The sequence below is a fragment of the Mycobacterium sp. 050134 genome (assembly GCF_036409085.1).
GTDB lineage: Bacteria > Actinomycetota > Actinomycetes > Mycobacteriales > Mycobacteriaceae > Mycobacterium.
This window is the reverse complement of sequence record NZ_JAZGLV010000007.1, coordinates 218,168-241,670: the sequence shown is the minus strand read 5'-3', so window position 1 is coordinate 241,670 and position 23,503 is coordinate 218,168. Positions and strand designations below refer to the sequence as shown.

The 23,503-nt window shown below is 68.1% G+C and carries 22 protein-coding genes; 15 read left to right on the top strand and 7 right to left on the bottom strand.

Translation table 11 applies throughout. The annotated features are described in order from the left end of the window. Position 1: 1 nt before the first annotated feature. The 15 genes from SKC42_RS10770 to SKC42_RS10700 all read left to right on the top strand — a co-directional run bounded on the left by SKC42_RS10770 (position 2) and on the right by SKC42_RS10700 (position 15,682). Positions 2–316: an MmoB/DmpM family protein gene (locus SKC42_RS10770; RefSeq protein WP_330964283.1), complete on the top strand. Its 315-nt coding sequence runs from the start codon at positions 2–4 to the stop codon at positions 314–316. A gap of 5 nt (positions 317–321) precedes the next feature. Next, positions 322–1,350: a toluene hydroxylase gene (locus tag SKC42_RS10765; RefSeq protein WP_330964282.1), complete on the top strand. Its 1,029-nt coding sequence runs from the start codon at positions 322–324 to the stop codon at positions 1,348–1,350. A gap of 161 nt (positions 1,351–1,511) precedes the next feature. Beyond that, positions 1,512–2,309 carry an MlaE family ABC transporter permease gene (locus tag SKC42_RS10760; protein WP_330964281.1) on the top strand — a complete coding sequence of 266 codons (798 nt, stop codon included), beginning with the start codon at positions 1,512–1,514 and terminating at the stop codon, positions 2,307–2,309. A 1-nt stretch (position 2,310) separates the two neighbouring features. Continuing rightward, positions 2,311–3,180: an MlaE family ABC transporter permease gene (locus tag SKC42_RS10755; protein WP_330964280.1), complete on the top strand. Its 870-nt coding sequence runs from the start codon at positions 2,311–2,313 to the stop codon at positions 3,178–3,180. 5 nt (positions 3,181–3,185) lie between these two features. Continuing rightward, the gene (locus SKC42_RS10750) at positions 3,186–4,403 is read left to right on the top strand and encodes an MCE family protein (protein ID WP_330964279.1); all 1,218 of its coding nucleotides are present in this window, start codon (positions 3,186–3,188) and stop codon (positions 4,401–4,403) included. Then, entirely contained in the window at positions 4,400–5,440 is a 1,041-nt protein-coding gene (locus SKC42_RS10745; protein WP_330964278.1) for an MlaD family protein, read from the top strand. The genes SKC42_RS10750 and SKC42_RS10745 overlap by 4 nt, the downstream gene beginning before the upstream one ends. Further along, positions 5,437–6,876, top strand: a complete 1,440-nt coding sequence (locus tag SKC42_RS10740) for an MCE family protein (protein WP_330964277.1) — start codon at positions 5,437–5,439, stop codon at positions 6,874–6,876. Before SKC42_RS10745 ends, SKC42_RS10740 begins: the two co-directional genes overlap by 4 nt. Then, complete coding sequence (locus SKC42_RS10735) at positions 6,873–8,441, top strand: virulence factor Mce family protein (RefSeq protein ID WP_330964276.1); 1,569 nt, start codon at positions 6,873–6,875, stop codon at positions 8,439–8,441. The genes SKC42_RS10740 and SKC42_RS10735 overlap by 4 nt, the downstream gene beginning before the upstream one ends. Then, the gene (locus SKC42_RS10730; protein WP_330964275.1) at positions 8,438–9,577 is read left to right on the top strand and encodes a virulence factor Mce family protein; all 1,140 of its coding nucleotides are present in this window, start codon (positions 8,438–8,440) and stop codon (positions 9,575–9,577) included. The genes SKC42_RS10735 and SKC42_RS10730 overlap by 4 nt, the downstream gene beginning before the upstream one ends. Positions 9,578–9,579: 2 nt before the next feature. Further along, a complete protein-coding gene (locus SKC42_RS10725; RefSeq protein WP_330964319.1) occupies positions 9,580–11,127 on the top strand; it encodes an MCE family protein in 1,548 nt (515 codons plus the stop codon). Continuing rightward, complete coding sequence (locus tag SKC42_RS10720; RefSeq protein WP_330964274.1) at positions 11,097–11,699, top strand: Mce protein; 603 nt, start codon at positions 11,097–11,099, stop codon at positions 11,697–11,699. The genes SKC42_RS10725 and SKC42_RS10720 overlap by 31 nt, the downstream gene beginning before the upstream one ends. Further along, positions 11,696–12,676: an RDD family protein gene (locus SKC42_RS10715; protein ID WP_330964273.1), complete on the top strand. Its 981-nt coding sequence runs from the start codon at positions 11,696–11,698 to the stop codon at positions 12,674–12,676. The genes SKC42_RS10720 and SKC42_RS10715 overlap by 4 nt, the downstream gene beginning before the upstream one ends. Then, positions 12,673–13,221 (top strand): mammalian cell entry protein, encoded by a 549-nt coding sequence (locus SKC42_RS10710; protein WP_330964272.1) that lies wholly within the window; start codon positions 12,673–12,675, stop codon positions 13,219–13,221. The genes SKC42_RS10715 and SKC42_RS10710 overlap by 4 nt, the downstream gene beginning before the upstream one ends. Before the next feature lie 26 nt (positions 13,222–13,247). Continuing rightward, the gene (locus tag SKC42_RS10705; RefSeq protein ID WP_330964271.1) at positions 13,248–14,849 is read left to right on the top strand and encodes a hypothetical protein; all 1,602 of its coding nucleotides are present in this window, start codon (positions 13,248–13,250) and stop codon (positions 14,847–14,849) included. Positions 14,850–14,923: 74 nt separating this feature from the next. After that, positions 14,924–15,682, top strand: coding sequence for an SCO6745 family protein (locus tag SKC42_RS10700; RefSeq protein WP_330964270.1), 759 nt, complete (start codon positions 14,924–14,926; stop codon positions 15,680–15,682). A gap of 66 nt (positions 15,683–15,748) precedes the next feature. On the opposite strand, the gene SKC42_RS10695 is transcribed toward SKC42_RS10700, so the two are convergent. From SKC42_RS10695 to SKC42_RS10665, 7 genes are all read right to left on the bottom strand, one after another. Next, on the bottom strand, positions 15,749–17,242 hold the full coding sequence (locus tag SKC42_RS10695; RefSeq protein WP_330964269.1) for an NADH-quinone oxidoreductase subunit M: 1,494 nt from the start codon (positions 17,240–17,242) through the stop codon (positions 15,749–15,751). Continuing rightward, a complete protein-coding gene (nuoL, locus tag SKC42_RS10690) occupies positions 17,242–19,128 on the bottom strand; it encodes an NADH-quinone oxidoreductase subunit L (protein ID WP_330964268.1) in 1,887 nt (628 codons plus the stop codon). Before nuoL ends, SKC42_RS10695 begins: the two co-directional genes overlap by 1 nt. A gap of 3 nt (positions 19,129–19,131) precedes the next feature. Further along, positions 19,132–19,278: a hypothetical protein gene (locus tag SKC42_RS10685; RefSeq protein ID WP_330964267.1), complete on the bottom strand. Its 147-nt coding sequence runs from the start codon at positions 19,276–19,278 to the stop codon at positions 19,132–19,134. A gap of 81 nt (positions 19,279–19,359) precedes the next feature. Next, positions 19,360–20,205 carry a hypothetical protein gene (locus SKC42_RS10680; protein WP_330964266.1) on the bottom strand — a complete coding sequence of 282 codons (846 nt, stop codon included), beginning with the start codon at positions 20,203–20,205 and terminating at the stop codon, positions 19,360–19,362. Continuing rightward, entirely contained in the window at positions 20,202–21,380 is a 1,179-nt protein-coding gene (locus SKC42_RS10675; RefSeq protein ID WP_330964265.1) for an NHL repeat-containing protein, read from the bottom strand. Before SKC42_RS10675 ends, SKC42_RS10680 begins: the two co-directional genes overlap by 4 nt. Then, entirely contained in the window at positions 21,377–22,252 is an 876-nt protein-coding gene (locus SKC42_RS10670) for a NifU family protein (protein WP_330964264.1), read from the bottom strand. Before SKC42_RS10670 ends, SKC42_RS10675 begins: the two co-directional genes overlap by 4 nt. Beyond that, positions 22,249–23,499: a hypothetical protein gene (locus SKC42_RS10665; RefSeq protein WP_330964263.1), complete on the bottom strand. Its 1,251-nt coding sequence runs from the start codon at positions 23,497–23,499 to the stop codon at positions 22,249–22,251. Before SKC42_RS10665 ends, SKC42_RS10670 begins: the two co-directional genes overlap by 4 nt. Between the last annotated feature and the right edge of the window lie 4 nt (positions 23,500–23,503).

Genomic DNA, 23,503 nt, shown 5'->3' with positions numbered 1-23,503 from the left:
CATGACACAGATCGATGAGCACGTTTCCGCGCCAAAACGCGTGGGGCCCATCGTCCGGGGCGTGGACTCGGACTTCTGCGACGCAGTGATCAGCGCGATCGAAGACGACAACCCGGGTGCCGACGTGGAGGTGGACGACCAGGGCGGCTACGTCAGGATCACGACTCCGTGGCGCTGCCGATTGACCCGCGATTCGCTCGAGCGTGAGCTCGGCCGCTCGTTCCGATTGGCTGACATCGAGCCGAATCTGGCCGGCTTCGCCGGCCGCATCCTCGTCGGCGACGACGAGGTCATCTGGCACCTGGAAAGGGAGTAACGACCGTGGCGACAAAGCGACCCGCGCCCCGCACGTGGAGCCTGCTCGGCGACGTCAAGCGCAAGCCGAGCCCGTACGAGGCGGTCACGGGCAAGTTTCACTACCACTTCCGGCGCGAACCCGCGCCGTTCGAAATGGACCCGGACACACCGCTGAACAAGTGGTACTTGAAGAACCGCGAGGGTTCGCCGCTGCAGGTCGAGGATTGGGAGCAGTTCAGGGATCCACACAAGCTCACCTACAAGGACTACATCGCTTTGCAGCGCGACCGCGAAACCTACGTCGATGGTCTCATCGATCAGGCCGAAGCGTCACATGCGGCGCGCCAGCTGAGCCCAGGGTGGGTCTCGACGCTCCGAGCGTTGTTGGTACCCATGCGTTTTCCGCTGCACGTGCTACAGATGACGGCACTCTACGTGGGCCAGATGGCACCGTCGTCGTTCATCACCAACTGCGCCAATTTCCAGGCCTCCGACGAGTTGCGCCGTATTCAGCGCATTGCCTACTGGACCAAGGTCTTGGCCAACGCCCATGGTGACGAACTCGCCGAGACAGCCACCGCGCGCGGGCCCTGGGAGTCGGCGCCGGCGTTCCAACCGCTCCGTCGGCTCCTCGAGGAGATGCTCATCGCCTACGACTGGGGCGAGGCCTTCACGGCTCTTAATCTCGCCGCCAAGCCGATGCTGGACGGGCTGGTCAACGAGCAGCTCGCCGCGCTCGCCACGGCCAACGACGACCGATTCCTGGCCAATCTTCTCGCCGAGTTCGACCGCGACAGCCGTCGAAGCCACGATTGGACCGAGGCCCTCGTCGCGTACGCGGTCGACCGCGACGCCAGTCTGCACGGCGTCTTCGATAGCTGGCTGGCGCATTGGCAACCCAAAGCCAAGGAAGCAGTCGACGCCTTGGCGCCCCTGTTTGCCGGCGCCCCGGTTCCTATGGCACCCGAAGCTGTGTCCGGTTATGTCGCGAGGCGCTACGAGAACGTGGTCGATGAGTACGGATTGCTGGTTCACACCCGAATGCCGTCCTGAGACAAATCGATACAGCCGTCACCAATCGAACGGGCCCGTCCCTCATAGCGTTTCAATCGACTGAAAGTGAGTACGTGAGTGCCTCGAACGATCCATGCGCCGCTGGCCATGTTCGGGCCGCTGACGGGTCTGCTCGCTGGTGAACCCGCGGGGCGGCAACCATGACCGCCCCGACGGGGCTGCTCAGCCACGTCGGCGGACAGTTGACGGGTCCGCTGTCCGCGGTCGGCGGCTTCGCCCGGATGTGCTCGCTGACCGGTAGGGAGCTGTTTCACTGGCCATTGCAATGGCGCGAGCTGATCGTGCAGTGCTGGTTTCTGCTGCGAGTCACGTTCTTGCCGACCATGATGGCCGCGATTCCGCTGACCGTGCTGTTGACGTTCACCTTGAACGTCTTGCTGGCCGAGTTCGGCGCGGCCGACATCTCGGGTGCGGGCGCGGCACTCGGCGCGGTCACGCAGCTCGGTCCGCTGACCACGGTGCTGGTCGTCGCCGGCACCGGATCGACCGCGATCTGCGCCGACCTGGGCGCCCGGACCATCCGGGAAGAAATCGACGCCCTGGAGGCGATGGGCATCGATCCGATCCGCCGCTTGGTGTTGCCGCGGGTCCTGGCGGCCACCTTCGTCGCCGGCCTCCTCAACAGCCTGGTGATCATCGTCGGCCTGGTCGGGAGTTTCAGCTTCAGCGTCTACCTGCAACGCGTATCGGGCGGGGCCTTTCTCTCGACCTTGACCCTGGTGACCGGCCTCCCGGAACTGATCATCGCGACGGTGAAGGCGGTGTCGTTCGGACTCATCGCGGGCCTGGTGGGCTGCTACCGCGGCCTGACGGTGTCCGGAGGCCCCAAGGGTGTCGGCGTCGCCGTCAACGAGACCGTGATCCTGTGCGTGATAGCACTTTTCGCGGTCAACGTCGTCTTGACCACCATCGGCGTGCGCTTCGGATCGGGGCACTGACATGTCGGAAATCGCGGTCGTGCGCGCGCGCTTCCCAAGGATGGTCATCGGCGTCGACCGCTACGCCGGCAGCCCGGTGCGCACGCTGGACGCGTTCGGGCGGATGGTCATGTTCACCGCGTCGTGCATCGGCCAACTCGGCCCCGCATTGCGCCGCTACCGGGCCGAGACATTGCGGCTCATCGCCCAAATCGGCATGGGCACCGGGGCGCTCGCGGTGGTCGGCGGAACCGTGGCGATCGTCGCGTTCGTGACACTGTCCGGCGCTTCACTGGTCGCCATCCAGGGTTTCGCATCGCTGGGCAACATCGGAGTGGGAGTATTTACCGGGTTTTTCGCCGCGCTGGTCAACGTGCGTATCGCCGCACCCGTCGTGTCCGGCATCGCGCTGGCCGCGACGGTCGGCGCCGGCGCCACCGCCGAGTTGGGCTCCATGCGTATCAGCGAAGAGATCGACGCGCTGGAGGTCATGGGGGTTAACTCGGTTGCGTTCCTCGCGTCGACCAGGATCGTCGCCGCGACCGTGGTGATCCTGCCGCTGTACGGGCTGGCCATGGTGATGGCGTTCGTCTCCCCCCAGCTGGTGACGACGCTGATCTACGGGCAATCGAGCGGCACGTACAACCACTACTTCCAGACATTCCTGCGGCCCGAAGACGTGGCCTGGTCTTTTGCCCAGGCGGTCGTCATCGCGCTGATCGTGATGGTCACGCACTGCTATTACGGCTTCACGGCCAGCGGTGGACCGGTCGGCGTCGGTGAGGCCGTCGGCCGATCGATGCGGTTTTCGCTGGCCGCGGTGGTGGTCGTGGCGATGCTCGCCTCGCTAGCCCTCTACGGGGCCGATCCCAACTTCAACCTCACCCTCTAGCCGCCATGACGATCCCGCCGACACGTAACAAACCTCGCGTCCCCCCGTACAAGACCGCCGGGGCCGTAGGATTCGCGGCGATAGCGCTGGTCGTGTCCATGGTCTTCGTGCAATTCCGCGGTGGCTTCACGCCCAAAGAATCGTTGACGCTGGTGGCGGACAGAGCCGGTTTGCTGATCGGGCCCGGATCCAAGGTCACGTTCAACGGGGTCGGGATCGGCCAGGTCGCGAGCATCAGCGAGATCGAGCGCGACGGCAAGCCGGCGGCCAAGTTCATCCTGGAGGTGTCCCCCGAGTACTTCACGCTGATCCCGGCCAACGTGGTCGCCGCGATCAAGTCGACGACGATCTTCGGCGGCAAGTACGTGTCGCTGAGTTCGCCGAAGCATCCCGGCGCCCCCATCACCAGTTCCGACGTCATCGACACCAGATCCGTGACGACGGAGATCGATACGGTATTCGAGACACTGACTTCGCTCGCGAAGACGGTGGACCCGATCAAGCTGAACCTGACGCTGAGCGGTGCCGCCGACGCCTTGTCGGGCCTCGGCGACAAGTTCGGGACGGCGCTCGTCGACGGCAACAAGTTCCTCGACAACGTCAACCCCCGCATGGATGGGCTGCACCACGAGATCGCGCAACTGGCGCGCGTTTCGGACATCCTGGGCGACGCGTCGCCGGATCTCTGGCACTCGCTGGCCGGCGTGAGCACCACCGCACACACGCTGACCACCCAGCAGAAGGACTTGGACGCAACGCTGCTGGCGGCCATCGGGTTCGCTCACACCGGCGGTGACGTCCTCGCGGCCGGCGGATCGCATCTGGGGCAGGTGGCCAACGAACTCGTCCCCACCACCGCGCTGCTCGACACCTACAGCCCCGAGTTGTTCTGCACGATCCGCAACGCGGCGCAGGTGGAACCGGCGGTCGCGGCCGCCGAGGGGCTTGGCAACGGGTATTCCCTGCGGGTCCACACCGCCCTCGTCGGCGCCACCAACCCGTACGTCTATCCCGACAACCTGCCCCGGGTCAACGCCAGGGGCGGCCCCGGCGGCGCGCCCGGCTGCTGGCAGAAGATCACCCGGGATCTGTGGCCCGCGCCGATCCTGCAGATGGACACCGGCGCCAGCGTCGCCCCCTACAACCATTTCGCGATCGGGACCCCCTGGGCGACCGAATACGTCTGGGGCCGCCAGATCGGGGAGAACACGATCAACCCATGAAGATCACCCGCACCGCCGTCAAACTCGCCGTGTCGGCATTGGTTCTCATCGTTTTCGCCGCGATCACGGTGGTCGTCTTCGGGCAGCTGCGTTTCGAGGACACCGTCGAGTACACCGCCGACTTCTCCTCGGCCAGCGGCCTGCGCCAAGGCCAGTTCGTCCGGGCTTCCGGGGTCGAGGTCGGCAAGGTCAAAAAGCTTCGCCTCATCGACGAGGGCCGTCAGGTCCGGGTGGCCTTCGCCGTCGACCGGTCGCTGCCGCTCTACCAGTCGACCACCGCGCACATTCGCTATGCCAACCTGATTGGCGAGCGTTACCTCGAGCTCAAGCGGGGCGAGGGCGACGGCGCGGACCGTGTGCTGGCGCCCGGCGGGCTGATTCCGCTGGGGCGCACCCAGCCGGCGCTCGACCTCGACGCGCTGATCGGGGGTTTCCGGCCCGTGTTTCGCGCGCTCGACAGCACGAAAGTCAACACGATCGCCTCGGCGATCGTCACGGTGTTCCAGGGCCAGGGCGGCACCATCAACGACATCCTGGACCAGACAGCCAAGGTCACCTCGGCGCTGGCCGATCGGGACGAGGCGATCGGCGACGTCGTCAAGAACCTCAACACGGTCCTCGACAGCATCGTCAAGAACGCCGGCGAAGCCGACTCGACCGTCGTCAACCTCGAGAAGCTGATCACCGGGTTGAACGATCATGCCAATCCGCTCGCCGACGGCGTCGAGAACCTGAGCCGCGCCAGCGGGGAGCTGGCGGAGCTGCTGGCCGACGATCGACCGCTGCTGGCGAAGAACATCGCGGCGGCGCAAGGGATTTTGCAGCCCGTCGTCGACCAGGCACCTCAGCTCGACGACTTGCTGCATCGCCTCCCCACCGCACTCACGTTGCTCGGGCGCAGCGCCGGAACCTACGGCGACTTCATCAACCTCTACCTCTGCGACATCACGCTCACGCTCAACGGTTTGCAGCCCGGCGGGCCCGTCCGCAAGGTCCGGCTCACGCAGCAGCCCACGGGAAGGTGCACACCGCAATGAGGGCGCTTGAACCCGAAAATCGGGTCAGGATCGGTGTTTTCGCCATCACACTGGTGGTGCTGGCGACGGCGGTGGGGCAAACCTTCACCAGCGTCCCGATGCTGTTCGCCGAGCCGCGCTACTACGGTGAGTTCGCCGACTCCGGCGCCCTGCACGCGGGAGACAGGGTGCGTATTACCGGCATGGACGTCGGCAGGGTGCAGGAGATAAAGATCGCCACCGGCCATGTGGTGGTTCGATTCACCATGGGCGACAACATAATCGGCACCCACAGCCGGCTGGCGATCCGCACCGACACCATTCTGGGCCGCAAGGTTCTCGAGATCGAGCCGCGCGGCGCCGAGCGGCTCAAGCCCAACGGCGTGCTGCCGCTGCGTCAGACCACCACCCCGTACCAGATTTACGACGCCTTCCGCGACGCCACCAAGGACGCCGCCGGATGGGACGTCAACACCATCAGAGAATCGCTGCACGTGCTGTCGGACACCGTGGGCCAGACCTACCCGCACCTGAGCGCCACCCTCGACGGGCTGCGGCGGTTTGCCGACACCGTCGGCAAGCGCGACGAGCGGGTACAGCACCTCCTCGGTGAGACCAGCAAAGTCGCCGGTGTGCTCGGTGTGCACGGTGACCAGATCAACCGGCTGCTGATCAACGCGCAGGCGCTGCTGACCGCCATCAACCAGCGCGCGGCGGCCGTCGACGAGCTGCTGCGCAACGTCACGGCGGTCACGGCTCAAGTGCAAGGCCTGCTGAACGACAACCCGAACCTCGCGGCGGTGCTGCAACAAGTGGGCGCCGTCAGCGACGTGCTGGTCAAACGCAAGGACGACCTGGTGAACACGGTCAGCCAGCTCGGCAAGTTCGTTGCGTCACTGTCGGAGATCGTGTCATCCGGGCCCTATGTCAAGGCGGCGATCTTCAATCTCCTGCCCTATCAGGTGCTGCAGCCGTGGTTGGATGCGGCTTTCAAGAAGCGCGGCATCGATCCGGAGAACTTCTGGCGCAGCGCCGGACTGCCCGCCTTCCAATGGCCGGATCCCAACGGCACCCGGTTGCCGAACGGGGCGCCGCCCCCGGCTCCCCCGGTGCTGGAGGGCACCCCGGACCATCCCGGTCCGGCGGTTCCGCCGGGATCGCCGTGCGCCTACAGCCCGCCGGCTGCCGCGGCGCCGCGGCCCGGTGATCCATTGCCCTGCGCGGGCCTGAGCGTCGGCCCGTTCGGCGGTGGTGACTTCCCGGCGCCCGTCGACGTCCAGACGTCGGCGCCCAAACCCGACGGACCGCCACCGGCACCCGGGATCCCGATTGCCGGCCTGCCCGGCGCCCCAGCGCCAAGCCTTCCGGGCACGCCGGTGCCGTTGCCGCCGAACGCCCCACCCGGCGCCCGCGCCCTGCCGGTCGCGCCCGACCAGAACGGAAACGGTAACCGGTGAGCCTCGCGACCAGGATTCGCCGGGCGGCCCTCACGCGCCGGTCGATCGTCCTCGCGACGACGGCGGCGATCGCCATGACCGCCGCCTACGGGGGCTTTCAGCTGTACCGCAAGTTCACCACCAACACCGTGATCGCCTACTTCCGGCAGGCCAACGCGCTGTACCCGGGCGACGACGTCGCGATCATGGGCGTCGCGGTCGGTTCGGTGGACAAAGTCGAGCCCGCCGCCGACAAGATGAAGGTCACTTTTCACTACCAGAGCAAATACAAGGTGCCCGCCGACGCCTCGGCGGTGATCGTCAACCCGAGCCTGGTCGCTTCCCGCAGCATCCAGCTGGAGCCGCCGTACAACGGCGGCGCCGTGCTGGGCGACCACACGGTGATTCCCCTCGAGCGCACCCAGGTACCGGTCGAATGGGACGACCTGCGCGACAGCATCAGCAAGGCGGTCTCCGGGCTCGGCCCGACACCCGAGGAGCCGAAGGGGCCGTTGGGAGACGCCCTCGAAGCTCTGGCCGATGGGCTGGCCGGCAAAGGCGACCAGATCAACGCGTCGCTCAACAGCTTGTCGACGGCGCTGACCGCGCTGGGCGACAGCCGCGGCGAAACGTTCGCGGTGCTACGCGGCTTGGCCACCTTCCTGACCGCGCTGAAAATCAACGAGCAGCAGCTCGTCTCGCTGAACGGCAACCTGGCACGGCTCTCGTCCGGGCTCGCTCCCAACGACCACGAGGTCGCCGACGCGGTCAAGCAGCTCAACAGCCTGTTGCCGGTGCTGCACAAGTTCCTCGATCACAACGGCCAGGCGCTGACCCACGATGTCAACAACTTGTCCGTGGCGACCACGCCGCTGGTGCAGCCCGACACCGCCAACGCGCTCGAGACGTTCCTGCACGTGTTCCCGACGTTCGCGGCGAACAACAGCAACGTCTATCACCCCAGCCACGGCGCGCTGACCATCATCCCCGCACTCACCAACTTCGCGAACCCGCTGAATCTCATCTGCAGTGCGATCCAGGCGTCGAGCCGACTCGGATATCAGGACTCCGCCGAAATGTGCGCCCAGTATTTGACGCCGGTCCTCGACGCGATGAAGTTCAACTACTTGCCATTCGGCGTCATGCCGTTCAGCACGGCCGAGACGCTGCCCAAAGAGGTGGCATATTCCGAGCCGCGACTGCAACCCCCGCCCGGCTTCAAAGACACCACGGTGCCGGGCATCTTCGCCGCCGACTCGCCCTTCACCCGGGGCAACAATCAGCCCGGATGGGTGGCGGCGCCGGGGATGCAGGGGGTGCGGGTTCAGCCCGCCACTGAAAGGCTGTTGACACCCCAGTCGATGGCCGAGCTGATGGGCGGCGCCGACGCCGCTCCGCCCCCGCCGGGCCAAAACCAGGCCGGTCCGCCCGACGCGTACAACGAATCCAGCCCCCTTCCTCCCCCGTGGTATCCCCAGCCCGGCCCGCCGCCGCTTCCCGCCACCGATGTGATCCCGGGTCCGGTCGCACCCACACCGGCGCCGCAGGTCGCGCCGGCTGATGTGAGCGCGGGAGCGGGCCGATGAGTTGCGGTGTCCGGCGGGGCCTGGCGGCGCTGGCGTGCGCCGTGGCGCTGAGCTCATGTACCCAGTGGCGCGGCATCGCCAACATGCCGATTCCGGGTGGGCCGGGCACCGGGCGCGGCTCCTACACCGTCTACGTGCAGATGCCCGACACCTTGGGGCTCACGCCCAATAGCAAGGTCATGGTTGCCGATGTCTACGTCGGCCAGGTCCGCGCGATTCGGCTCAAGGACTGGGTCGCCACCTTGACCATCGAGTTGCCGGTCAACGTGCGGCTGCCGAAAAACGCGACCGCCAAGATCGGCCAGACCAGCCTGCTGGGCAGCCAGCATGTCGAGTTGGCCGCTCCACCCGGCAATCCCTCGCCGGAGGCGCTCGTCGGCGGGGACACCATCCCGCTGAAGAACTCGTCGGCTTTCCCCACCACCGAACAAACCCTGGCCAGCGTCGCCACTTTGCTCCGCGGTGGCGGGGTGGCGAACCTGGAGGTGATCCAGGATGAGGTCTACAACATCGTCAACGGGCGGGCCGACCAGATCCGCGCCCTGCTGAACAAACTCGACACGTTCACCGCAAAGCTCGACGAGCAGATCGGCGACATCACCCACGCCATCGACTCCGCCGACCGGGTGTTGGCGATCGCGGCCGCCCACAACGACACGTTGCAGCGCGCCTTGACCGAGCTGCCGCCCTTGGTGAAGTACCTGACCGACTCGCGCGGCCGTGTCATCGAGGCGGTCGAGTCGCTCGGCCGGTTCGGCGACGCCACGCACCAGACCGTGACCGCATCGCGAACGGGTCTGCATCGCGACCTGATCTCCCTGCAGCGCCCGTTCACCGAGCTCGTCCGCGCCGCCCCTTATCTGATCCCGGCGCTCAAGGTCGCCCTCACCGCGCCATTCGACATCGACGCGGTCCCGAAGACTTTCCGCGGCGACTACATCAACGTGTCGCTCGACGTCGACCTCACGCTCAGCGCGCTCGACAACGGGCTCCTGACCGATACCCGTTTCGGCGGGGCGCTCCGGGCGCTCGAGCAGTCCTGGGGCCGCGACCCGGCGACCATGATCCCCGACGTCCGGTTCACACCGAATCCCAATAACGCGCCGGGCGGACCGCTGGTGGAAAGAGGCCAGTGAGCATGGTAACCCCGTTCGTGCGAAGGCAACTCGTCGTGTTCGCGATCTTGACCGCGATCACCGCGTTGGTCCTGGGCTGCTACTACCTGCGCCTGCCGGCCCTGGCCGGCATCGGGCAATACAGCCTGAAAGCGGACCTCCCGACGTCCGGAGGCCTCTACCGCACCGCCAACGTGACGTACCGGGGCACCACGGTCGGCAAGGTCACCTCGGTGAAGCCGACCAAGACCGGCGTCGAGGTGACCATGAGCATCGCCAGTCGGTACAAGATTCCCGCCGACGCGACCGCCGACGTGCATTCGGTTTCCGCCGTCGGCGAGCAATACCTCGACCTGGTGTCGAAATCGCCTGGCGGCGCCTTTCTTTCGCCGGGACAGACCATTACCAAAGGCACCGTGCCCGAAGACATCGGAGCGGCGCTGGACACCCTCAACCGCAGCCTGGCGGCCCTGCCGAAAGGCAAGCTTGCCGCCCTGCTCGACGAGACCGCGCGCGCGTTGGGCGGATTGGGTCCGGCGTTGCACCGGCTCGTCGATTCGACCCAGGCTCTCAGCGGCGAATTTGCGGCCAACAGCACCGACATCGACGACATCGTCGACCACGCCGGACCCGTGCTCGACAGCCAGGCCGCGTCCGGTGACGAACTCAAGCGGTGGGTGCACAACCTCGACGTCGTGGCCACGCAAACCGCCCAACAAGATCCGGAGCTCAGGGCCGCGCTCGCCGAGGCCGCCCCAGCGCTGGACGCCGCTGGCGGTGTAGTGGGCAGTGTCCGCGAGTCCCTCCCGCAGACCCTGACCAATCTGGAAGTCGTGACCGGCCTGCTGCTGCGCTACCACCAAGGCCTCGAGCAAGTGCTGGCACTCCTGCCGCAGGTCGGCTCCGTCGCGCAGACCGCGACGCTGGCGTTTCCGGGTGAGGCCAACATCGACCTGGGGCTGTCGATCAATCAGCCCCCGCCCTGCCTGACCGGATTCGTTCCCGCGTCGCAGTGGCGGTCGCCGGCCGACACCAACATCGCGCCGCTACCCGCGGGGACGTATTGCAAAATCCCGCAGGACACCCCCACCAATGCCGTCCGCGGTGCCCGCAATATCCCGTGCATCGACGCACCCGACAAGCGGGCCGCATCACCACAGGACTGCCGCAGCAACAGCCCTTACGTCCCGGCGGGCACCAACCCCTGGTACGGCGACCCCAACCAGATACTGAGCTGCCCCGCGCCGGCCGCACGCTGCGACCAACCGGTCAAGCCGGGCCTCGTGCTGCCCGCCCCGACCATCGACACTGGATTGAACCCGGCGCCGGCCGACCAGGTGCCGGGAACGCCACCGCCCGTCAGCGACCCGCCGTCCCGACCGGGATCGGGGACCGCACAGTGCAGCGGGCAGCAGCCCAACCCGTGCGTCTACACACCGGCCGAGTTGTCGGGCGCACCACGGGGGCAAAGCGGCGAATTCATCAGAGCCGACGGCGTGCGGTATTCCGTCGAGAGCTCGACCGACACGGGAGACGAGGGATGGAAGAGCATGCTGGGGCCCAAGAACTGAACCCGCCCCGAGGCACGGACGCGGCCGACGCGTCGCGGCCCGGCGAAGCCGCGCGGTCCCGCGGACCGCGCGCGGTCCGCCTGCACGGCAGGTGGCTGGCGGCGATCGCGGCGACGCTGGTGGTGCTCACGTGCGCCGCCGCGGCGGGTGGCGTCCTCGCGCTGCGCGCCCACCGGGCCACCGAAGCCCTCGACCGCGCCGAAGCCGACGCCGTGGCCGCCGCCAAGGATTGTGTCGCGGCGACGCAACCGGCCGACGGCGCAGCGTTACCGGACAGCCGGCGCAAGCTCACGGAGTGCTCCACTCGGGGTTTCGGTGCCCAAGTCGCGTTCTACGACGCCGTGCTGGCCGAGGCCTACCAGGCGGCGAACGTACACGTCGAGGTCCCGGACATGCGCGCGGCGGTCGAGCGCAACAACGGCGACGGTTCGGTGATCGTGCTGGTGGCTTTCCGCACAAAGGTCTCACAGGGCGGAGCGGCCGACCGGGGAAGCAATTATCGGCTGCGGGTGAAGATGGTGCCCGAGGACGGCCACTTCAAGGTCGCCGAGCTCAGCCAGGCGGCCGAGTGAGTGCCGTCGCCGAGGCCCGGCCGACCACCGGGCCCGACGACCGTGAATCACCTGCCGACCCGGCGCCGTGGCATGCCCGCGCGGGGGCGTTTGCTCTCGATACCTTGCCTGGCGCAATGGTTTTGGTCACCTCCACGCTAGTCGCGCTGGCCGTGCCGGCGCGCGGCCCCTGGTGGTGGGCCTGCGTCTTCTCGGGCACCGTCGCAACGGTGTGCACGGCATTCAACCGTTGGGTATTGCCGGCATACACGGGAGGAAGTTTCGGCCGGGCGGTGTTCGGCATCCGGGTGATGCGGCGCCGAAACGGTGACGGCATCGGACCAGGGCGGCTGCTGTTGCGCGATGCCGCCCACCTCCTCGACACAGCCGCACTGTTCGTCGGTTGGTTGTGGCCGCTGTGGGATGCGCAGCGCCGCACGTTCGCCGACATGCTGCTGGACACAGGGGCGCGCCGCACCATTGCGCGACAACGGGACCAGCGCCTGCGGGGCGGCGCGGCCGCGCTTCTGGTGTTGAGCGCGTCGGTGTGTGGGTGCGGCGCCGCGATCAGCTATGGAGTCGTGCGGGAATACGACCGGTCCGTGGCGGATGCCCGGGCGCAGGTCGCGCGGCAGGGCCCGCGCATGGTCGAAGAGTTGCTCACCTATCACCCCGATTCGGTTCAGGGCGACTTCGACCGCGCCAGCGCGCTCGCGACGGAGAGATACCGCCCACAGTTGTCCGCCCAGCAGCAGGCGGCCCGGAGGGCGGGCCCGGTGCGCAACGAATGTTGGGTCACCAACAGCTCGGTGCTCACCGCCACCCCGGATCGCGTGACCATGTTGATGTTCTTGCAGGGCGAGCGGGGAGACGCACCCAACGAGCGCTACCTCGCCGCTTCGGTGCGGGTGACTTTCGTCAGGCCCGGCACGTCGGCGTGGCGAATCGACGATTTCTCCGTCGTGAGCACGTCGCAGCCGGCCGGGGCCAAACCGTGAGTCCGCGACGCAGGCTCGACCCGGGTGAGGCTGGGCTGTTCTGCGCACCGCGGCCGCGGCGACGGTGGGGGCTGCGGCTCACCGTGACGCTCTCCGGGGCGGTCGCCGTGACGGCAATGGCCGTCTGCGCCTGGGTGCTGTTATCCCACCAATCCCAAAGGCGCGCATCGATCAAAGACGTCGCGGCGCTCGGATACGTTCATGCCTTCATGACGGAATTCACGTCACCGGACCCGTTCCACGCCAATGCCTACACAGACCGCATACTCGCCCAGGCCGCTGGTCAATTCGCCGAGCAGTACCGCGAAAACGAGAACGAGATCCTCGTCCAGGTCGCGCGCAGCGAACCGGCCACCGGCACCGTCCTGGACGCCGGGGTCGCGCGGTGGAACGACGACGGCAGTGTGGATGTGCTGGTGGTCACCAAGTTCACGTCCAGATCCCCCGATGGCAAGTTGACGCTGGAAAGGGAAAACCGGTGGATAGTCACAGCCCAGCAGGACGGGGAACGGTGGAAAGTCAGCGGCCTGATTCCGATTACGTGAGCGACGAAATTCACTGCACTTCAGGCGTGTCGGCGACACACCCGGCCGCGCGCCGCAGCCAGACGCAGCTCACGGCGGCGTGGGCCGGCGTCAGCGCGCTGGGTGTGATCGTCGTGATCTTGGTGGTGTCCTGGCAGCTGTTTCCCAGACTGAACGCCGCCCAGTCCATGGTCGACGACCTCAACCCCGCGTTCACCGTCGACCGCGTGCAGGGCGCCCGTGGGGGCATCGAGATGGTCTCGGCCGCAACGGACACCGGCGAGACCATGATGCATCGGGATGGCGCCGCCGCCGAGGTACCCAAGCTGATCGACTTCATCGCCGAGCGGACCCATTGTTCCACCGACGAGGCCCAGGCGATGCTGACAAGGGACTACCCCTACATCAACGGGTTCTTGACCTCGCTGCCGCTGACCGAGGTCAGCGCCGAACTTCCCAAGCTCGTCCACTATTTGAGCACCGTCTTGTTGATCACGCCCGACGAGGTGGACCAGCTGCTGCAGACCGACTACCCCAAGATCTGGCAGGTCTACGTCAACCTGCCGAAGCTGACGGCCGGCTGGGACGCGATCCCCGGCACGCAGAAGTTGACCCGGTTCGACGGCACGCCGGTGCACACAATGCCGCAGCTGAGGGACTACCTCAGCCAGGAGGTGGTCGGTCCTGTCGAGCGTCAACAAGCCAACTTTCGTCCGTTGGGGACGCGCGGCGGCGTCGCCTTCCTGGCCCCACTGCTGCTCGCCCTGGGCGTCGTGGTAATCAGCTTCGGGACCGTGATGGTCGCGGCGACCCGGCGAGGGGTACCGGCCGGTCCGCTCAGGCGCGCCTGGGCCGTCGTTCCCGTGGTCGGCGTCGCGGTCGTCGGGCTGGTGCTCGGGCTCAACCTGTTCCCGCGCCTGATCGGCGGGCAGGCGCTGCTTGACGACACCCGCCCGGTGTTCTCGCTGGACCGAATCCAGGGCGATCGCGCCGGGATCGAATTCATCTCGGTCTTCGTTGACGCGCTCGGACCGGCGGTGCTTCCCGACGGGGGGGTGACACAGGAATACCCGAAGCTGCTCGACTACGTTGCGCAGAAGGTGGGTGTCCCCACCCAGGACGTCCGCGATCTGGTGCGGCTGGACTTCCCTCACACCGCCAAACTGCTTGACGGGGTGCCCTTTTCGGCCTCCGTCGCCGACGCGTCGCGGCTGGTTGAACACCTGGCTTCGGCGTCCGGCGTCACGTCGGCGCAGATGTGGGCAACCCTGCGGACGACGTTCCCGAAGGTCTACGAGTTGGTCACCAGTCTGCGGCGCGTCACCGACGGCTGGAAGGAGGTGCCCGGCACCGACAGGCTCACCCGCTTCGACGGCTCACCGGCCCGTTCCGTCCCCCTCATCCGAGATTACTTCCGCGACGACGTCATCCCCGGGCTGGAACGCCAACAGCACAACTACGTGATCGTCGATACGAACTTCCCACCGTTGACGGTATTCGCGCCATTGCTTACCGCCGTGGGCATCCTTGTGGTCGGTTACGGCCTGTTGCTGCGCGTCCTGACCGATAGGCGGCTGCGAAACCAACGCGGCGGCCGGGGCCGATCGACACCGCTGGCCGATACGCCGGTGGCCGCCGGGGTCGGCTGACCGACATTGGTAGATCGGACCGCCCGCTCCTTTGCGCACTGCCATCAATGATCAGTTCAGACAGGAGAACTCACATGAGCGATGACGCGATGTATGGCGCCGCCCGCGCTGCGGGCGGTCCCATCGAAGAGGCGGTGGCGGTGTTCATGCTGCACCCCGAGACGTTCGCCCAAAGCGTGGCCGCCGGTTATGAGAATCCTTTCGCGGGCTACGTCGCCGGGCGGGGCGGGGTGCTGGGCGACGCCAGTGGAGCCACGGCCAGTTCGGTGTTCGTCGTTTTCGAACCCGACTTCCTTTGCGCCCTGTGGGACGAGGGCATTGCCGTGCACGGCGCGGCCGGTGCGGCCGACTTGTACTGGGACCAAGCCGCGCGATTCGGCCGCGAGTACCTCGCCGATGCCCAAGGGCTCGATCGGCTTGCGGCCCTGGGGGAAAGGGTCATTGCGGCTACACCGGGCGCGGGACTGCCGCTATACGCCGGCTGGCGCACCATGCCATTGGCCGGTGATGCTCCGGCGCGCGCGCTACAGGTGATGTTCATCCTTCGGGAACTGCGCGGCGGCGTGCATTTCAACGCCTTGACCAATTCCGGTATCCGCCCCGTCGAAGCGCACATGATCAACAGGGGGCATGAGTACACCACCATGTTCGGGTGGCCCGAGCCGTTCGCCGACGGCGCGGACAAGAGGGACCGTTACGCCGAAGTCGAACAGGCGACCAACCACCGGATGGCCGAGATTTTCGCAGCGGCCCTCGAGCCCGAGGAAGCGAGCGAACTCGCCCAATTGTGTGCCGCCGCCCTGGAGTCGCTGAAATCCGGCGCGCTTGCGTGAATGGTCAGCGGCCTGAGGCGTCATAACTGCCGGTGAGCCGCGCAAAGCGGAACCGGCGTCGGCGCGTTAGCCGGCCTTGGGTGCCGGCACCACCGCCCCGGCGTGCCCGATCGCCGGATCGATCACGTTCAGCGCGGGCTGGGGATAGCAACCCAGGACGACGAGCAACGCCAGCAACGGCGAAACCACGGCCAGTTCACGGGGCCGCAGATCGCCGAACGCGGCGCCGTCCTCGCTCCGGGGGCCCGTCATCAACCGCTGATAGAGCCACAGGATGTAGATCGCCGAGAGGACGAGCGCCGACGCGGCGAAAACCGCGAACACCGGATACCTGGTGAAAGTGCCGACCAGCACCAGGAACTCGCTGACGAAGGGCGCCAGTCCGGGCAGGGCGAGCGATGCCATGCCGGCGATCAGGAACGTTCCGGCAAGCACGGGAGCGACCTGCTGCACCCCGCCGTAGTCCTCGATCAGCCGGCTGCCCTTGCGCGAGACGAGAAAGCCTGCGATGAGAAATAGCGCGGCGGTGGCCAGGCCGTGATTGACCATGTAGAGCGTCGCACCCGATTGGCCCTGCGCCGTCATCGCGAAGATGCCGAGGACGATGAACCCGAAATGGCTGATCGACGTGTAGGCGATCACGCGCATGATGTCGCGCTGACCGATCGCGACCAGGGCCCCGTAGCCGATCGCCACGACGGACAGGGCAATCACGAACGGCCGGAACAGGATTGCGCTCCCGGGAAAGAGTTGTAGGCAGTATCGCAACATGCCGAATGTGCCGATCTTGTCGACGACCGCCATCATCAGCACCGCCGTCACCGGCGTGGCTTCGGCGGCCAGCCCCGGTAACCAGGTGTGCAGCGGCCACAGCGGTGCCTTGATGGCGAACGCAAACATGAAGCCCAGGAACAGCACATGCATGACCGCGGGATTCGGGGCCATGGCGCCCGAGGCCACCGCGGCCACGATGGTCCGGAAATCGAAAGTCCCCGCGGCCGCCCGGTTGAGGAAGATCAGCGCGGCCAGCATCAGCAGGCCGCCGAACAGGCTGTACAGCAGGAACTTCAGCGCGGCCCGCGGCGCCCCGGGCCCCCCGTACCGGCCGACGAGGAAGAACATGGGGATCAGCATCGCTTCGAAGAACACGAAGAACAGCAGCAGGTCCAGCGCAACCAGCGAGGCCAGCATCGCCGACTCGGCCGCCAGCATCAGCGCCACATAGCCGTGGGGCCGTTCGGCGTCGTTCCAGCCGGCCGTCAGCAACAGCGGCATCAACCCCGCTGTCAGCGCCACCAGCACCATCGCGACACCGTCGACGCCGACGACATACCCCGCGCCGAAAGTCGGCAACCAGCGGTGGCTTTCGACGAACTGGTAACCCGGCCGATTCGGGTCGAAGCGTACGGCGAGCACGACGGTGATCACTACCCCGGCCACCGAGACGCCGACCGCCGTGCATTTCGCCACAACCGGCCTGCCCGCCGGCACCGCCAGCACCACGAAGGCCCCCACCAGGGGCGCCAGCCACAACACGGTCAACAACGGCAACTGGGTCATCAGAGCCTTCCCACGGCCAGACTGCACAACAGACCGGTGGCACCGAAGAGGATCGCCAGCGCGTACGACCGCGCGAAGCCGGTCTGGATCCGGCTCACCTGCACCGAGGCGGCGACGACCAACCGGGCGACGCCTTCCACCGCGGCATCGATCCGCCCACGATCCACGTCGACGAGCCGCCGGGACAGGCGCCGGCCGGGACGCATGAACACCGCCTCGTTCACGGCGTCTCCGAACAGGTCGCGACGGGCTGCGGCCGCCCATCCCGAAACCCATTCCGAAGCGACCGTTTTCACCGGACGCGTCCCATAGCCGCGATACGCGATCGCGGCCCCGAGCGCGACCACGGCCAAGGTGACGGCAATGAGCGCCCAGGCGGGCCCGGCGGCGTGCTGCCCGACCGGCCGTGGATCGGTCACCGGCTGCAGCCAACGCTGCAGGGTGTCCCCGATCGCGAGGGCGGCCCCACCGCCCACGGAGCCGCACGCCAGCACGATCATGGGCACCGTCATGATGGGGGGCGATTCGTGGGGACGACGGCCCGGGTTCCAGCGCGGTTCGCCGAAGAACGTCATGACCATGACGCGGGTCATGTAGAACGCCGTGATGCCGGCCCCCAGGATCGCCACGCCGCCCAGGACCGCGCCGGCGACGCTGCCCGCGGCGAAGGCGGTCTCGATGATCGCGTCCTTGGAGAAGAACCCGGCCAGGGGCGGGATACCGATGATGGCCAGATACCCCAACCCGAAGGTGGCGAAGGTGACCGGCATCGCCGTGCGTAGCCCGCCGTAGCGGCGCATGTTGGTCTCGTCGCCCATGCCGTGCATCACGGACCCGGCGCCCAGAAAGAGCCCGGCCTTGAAGAAGCCGTGGGTGAGCAGGTGCATGATCGCCACCGCGTAGCCCGCCGGTCCCAGGCCCGCGGCCAGCACCATGTAGCCGATCTGCGACATGGTCGAGGCCGCCAGGGCCTTCTTGATGTCGTCCTTGGCGCAGCCGATCACCGCCCCGAACAACAGCGTGACCGCGCCGACGATCACCACCGCCGCCCGCGCGACGGGCGCCGCATCGAACACGGGACCCGAGCGCACGATCAGGTACACGCCGGCGGTGACCATCGTGGCGGCGTGGATCAGCGCACTGACCGGAGTCGGCCCCTCCATCGCGTCGCCGAGCCACGACTGCAGGGGAACCTGTGCGGATTTGCCGCAGGCGGCCAGCAGCAGCATCAACCCGACGATGGTGAGCGTATGCCGCGCGGCCGACGGCGCCGCGGCGAATACGCCTGCGTAGGAAAGGGTCCCAAGGTGGGCGAACATCATCATCAGGGCCACCGCCAGCCCGACATCACCGACCCGGTTGACGACGAACGCCTTCTTGGCCGCCGTCGCCGCGGCCGGTTTGTGCGACCAGAACCCGATGAGTAGATAGGACGCCAAACCGACGCCCTCCCAACCGAAGTACAGCCCGAGGTAGTTGTCGGCCAGCACCAGCAGCAGCATCGCCGCCACGAACAGGTTCAGGTAGCCGAAGAATCGTCGCCGCGCCGGGTCGCCGCGCAGGTAACCGATCGAATACAGGTGGATCAACGCCCCGACCCCGGTGATCAGCAGCACGAAGCACACGCTGAGTGCATCCAGTTGCAAGCCGAACTCGACGTTGAGCGCGGCAACCTTCAGCCAGGAGAACCATGTCTCGTGCAGCACTCGGTCGGGCGCCGGCCGGTGCAGCAGGCCGGTGAATAGCGTCAGCCCGCAGCCGAATGACATCAGCACGCTCGCACACCCCAGCAGATGGCCCCACGGGTCGGCGCGCCTGCCGCCGAGCAACAAGACCGCCGCCCCGATCGAGGGCAGCGCGATGAGCGGCCACAGCACCGGCGCCATCCGTCAGTGCCCGACCGCTCGGGGGCCATCCGGATCGGTGGCGAGCCGGGACCGGGGGACGAACGCGGTGATGACCAACTCGACCATCACCTCACACGCGACCGCCAGAGCGACGGCCGCCACGATCATGCCGAGGAGAAGGAAGTCCACACCGCGTAGCCTGGTCGTTCGAGCCGGGTGACCAAACCCCGAATCGGGGGATAAGCCAGGTGATCTCGTGGGGGCAGGCGCTCAGCGCCGGCGCGAGCCCGCGCCCGCCAGACCCGGGTCGACGGTCGCCCGGGCCGACACCGACACCGCGGCCGCGGCCACTACGACGGCGGCGCCGTCCTCATGCCCCCTGGGAAAGACGATTTCGGCGCTGTCGGGCCCGTCGCGGTGCGCCATCAGCCAGTCGTAGACCAACCAGTCGACGGCGCAGGCGACGGCAACGGGGTCGGCGTCGGGACTGCGAGACGCCGCGATCACCGAACCGAGCGCATCCAGGTGCTCCCGGCGCGCGCCGTCCTTGTTCACCCCCGAGCTGTCGAACATCAACATCGACAGGGTGAGTGGAAATCGTTGTCCCGCTTCGGTGCGAACGACCCACCGGCCGCCCAGCCAGGGTCGCGCCGGATCAACCTGGCGCATCTCCCCGAAGCCGCCCACCACCCCGATGCCGGGGTCGTCGAGTTGGCCGTCGAGGGGAGCCGGCCCCAGCAGGCCGAGTGGCCGCCTGGCCCGGATCGAAAACAACGCCGCCGTTCCGATGATCTTGCCGGCGCGCAGGTCCGGTGTTACCCCGGCGGACTCGATTGCCTGCGCGTACTCGAGGCACAACCGATCCAGGCTGCGGTGCAGCTCGAGCAGGTCGTCACGCTCGGTCGCGTCCGCGGGTCCCCTTCCCCCGCCGAGTATTTCACCGAAGCGCTCCGCGGCGATGATCAACGCGTCATCCAGCGCCTCCAGGTGGGTGGCCACCAGCCGACCGGGCTCGTCGTCGGCCGCCGTCAATTCCGCAAGAGAGGTGGGGGCGCCGGCCGCCGTCGTCCAATAGAACCCGACCTGGCCATCGGCCTGGACGATGCGCGGCCTCACCGGCGCCGCCAGATCACGACCCGGTTGTTCCCCGAGTCCGCAACCGCCAGCCGGTCCCCGTGCAGCGAAATCCCGTACGGCCAGCACAGGGTGTCGCGCTGCACTGATGACCAACGGTTTTCGCCATTGGCGCCGAAGTGCGGCTGCGCCAGCACGTGGTCGGCGGGGCGGCCGTCGGTGGGAACCCCGTCCCACAACAGGATTCGGTTGTTGGCGGTGTCCGCCACCGCCAGTCGCTCTCCGGCGAGGCCGATCGCATAGGGGAACCGGAACCGGTCACCCGTGTGCGGACCGTACGGCCATTCCTGTGCACTGGCGAAGTCCGGTTGTCCCACCAGGACGTCGGCCGGACCGTCGCCGCCGGGCGGGGGCGACCACCCCAGGATGCGGTGGTTGCCCGCATCGGCAATCAGCAACAGATCGTCCCGTCCGGCGATGTCGTGCGGCCAGCGGAAGCTGGCCGGGCCGGGTTCCCCCGCCCGGTTTTCCTCCCGGTGGACGGCGTCGGGTTGGCCGAGCACGACATCGGCGGGTCGGCCCGGATCGGGAATCCCGTTCCGCCAGCCGAGAACGCGGCGATTGCCGGTGTCGGCGACCCAGAACGTGCCGCCGACGATCGCGATCCCGAAGGGCCAGTAAAAGGACGCCGCGCAGCATTCGCCGCCGCCGTTGGGCTCCACCGAGGACGCGTCGGGCTGCCCGAGCACGACATCCGGGGCGACGTCGGTGCGCGCGGGAACCTCGTCCCAGATCAGAATGCGGTGATGCCACGCGTCGGCGACGACGAGGCGGCCGTCGAGCACGAGGACCCCGGTCGGCAGGTTCATGCCGCGTTCGGGCCCGCGGCCGCCGGCCGCGCGGCCCTCGGTCGACCCGTCCGGCTGGCCCAGCACGACGTCGGCCGGCTGCTCGTCGGCCCGGGGGGCATTGTGCCACACCAACACCCGGTGGTTCCCGGAGTCGGCGACCACCAGGTGCCGGTCGTCGAGGAACACCCCGCGCGGCGAATACATCCACGCCATGGTGGGTTCCGCCGCGGGAAGAGCCAGCCCGCCGGGGGCGGGTGCGCCCAGCCACACGTCGGGCGACCAGCCGTCGGTGAGATCGAGATCGGGTACTGCCTCGACCCGCTGGGGTGGCGCGGTGACGTTGCGCCGGACCGTGTAGCGGCTCATCCGCGCACTCGGACCCAGACGTCTCCGTTGTCGACGCGCAGCGGTAATTGCTCGAGTTGCGCGCCGGGTGCGCTCAGGCACTCACCCGATGACGCGTCGTAGCAGAAGCCGTGCCAGGGGCAGGTGAGCGTCCCGTTGTCCACGTCGAGGATGGCGTTGTCCAACGGCATTGCCTCGTGGGCGCATTCGTTGCGGTAGGCGGATAACCGACGGCCGACACTCACCACGATCACGTCGGCGCGCTCGCCCGAGTCGGCGGTCAGGCTGCGCACCGTGACGTCGCCGTCGGGCAGCCCGGAGGCGGGGCCGACCAGGGCCCACCCGTCGCGCACCGGGGCCGACCCGATGCGCAGGGCCTCGATCGGAATCAGTGTCGGCGACGGCTCGTTCGGCAGCACTTCGACCGCACCGATCGCCGGCACGCCCTCGACCAGCGCCTGCTCGACCAGGTTCCGCAGGGTTGCCGAGGACATCGAGCATCCGTTGCAAGCTCCCTCGAGCCGCACGTACGCGGTGCCGTCCTCGACCCGCACGAGGACGACATCGCCCCCGTGACTTTGCAACTGGGGCCGCACGGAGTCCAGCACCCGGTTGGCGTGGGCGACGGGATCGGGCCGGATGATCTCGTGCAGCGAAAGCAGCAGGTGCACCACCGGGTCGTCCACCAGCTCGAACAGGACCGCGCGGGCGGCGTCGTCGGCACGCATGCGGCGCACCATGGTCACCAGCCCGGCACGATGTACGGCCTCGAGTGCCGCCTTGAGCTCTTCGGCCACGGCCCGGGCCTTCGGGTCGAGGCCGGCCAGCGCCGCGACCGCGTCGTCGACCCGCTTGGCCAGCTCTTCGAGCCCGGGCTCGGATAGCACCGTCATGTGAGATCCCCGGAACGCGAAAGCGCCACCTGACGCGCGATCTCGTCGAGCACGCCGCGCACCGCGCGCACGGATTCGCCGTCCTGCTGGTCCTCGAACAGGAAGCGCGCCTCGTACAGCTTGGCCTTGGCCTGGTCGAACACCCCCAGGTGGGCCAGCGCGTTGCCCTGGTTGGCGAGCACCCGGGCCCTGCCCAGCGGGTCGCTCTCGCGCGAGCGGGTCGCGAGCACGCCCTCGTAGAGTTCCACCGCTTCCACGAGGTTGTCGGCCTGGTGCTTGGACGGCGTGTACACCAGCGAGTTCGCGAGATTCAGCTGGACGCTCGCCCACTGCTCGGGGTAACGCTCCGGGGTGTAGACCTTCAGCGCCGACCGCAGCGATTGCGCGGCGACCCCGAGGCGCAACTGGCCGGACGCCTCCACCATCGGCATGGTCAGGTATGCCGTCGCCAGGTTGGCGTGCGCCGACGCCCACAGCAGCGGCGCCTCCTCCCGCAGCACCAGCTGCAGCGCGGAGTGGTAGTGCGGTATCGCCTGCGCCAGCAGTCCCGGATTGTCTTGGGCACGTTCGTGTATCAGCCCCGCGATGGTGAGATGCAGTTCGGCCCGGGTGACGCGCAGGCCGTCGGCGCCGTCGAGCAGCCGCAGCGCACGTTCCAGGCGCGGCTGGGCCGAGGCGTCGTCGGTGTCGCGGCCGATCGATCCGGCCGCCCCGATCAGCACGCCCTCGAGGCATGACGACACTTCGGCGGCGGCTGCGGCGGCGCGCATCAGCAGGGTGACGGCGGTCTCGGGGTTGCCTTGCGCCACAGCGTGACTGGCCTGCGCGGACAGCGCGACGGCGGCGAGCTCACCGGTGGCGTCGTCGGCCGCGGGCGGCACGTCGCGTGCGCCGATCGTGAACAGCACGAGGTCGACCAGGACGCCGAATTCGCCCAGCTCGGCGCGCAACCGGTCCGTGTCGACGCCGTCGGGTCGCAGCACGAACCGGTTGTATCGGGTGATGGGGTCGCCGGCATTCAGCTGGGCCAAAGCCGCGTCGACATCGCCGGAGAGGGCGAGCTCGTGGGCGCGCAGCGCGTCCGGCCAGGCGGCGGGTTCGTTCCCCGCCAGCAGCGTCGAACGCACCGCGTCGTTCTCCTCGCCGGTGGGGATCAGCAGATACCCCAGCGGCAGGGGGAACGCGCCGAGCGGCTGCGGCCTGGCGGCCACCGCGGCGGTGGGGTCGACCTCAGCGGCGGTGGTCATGAAT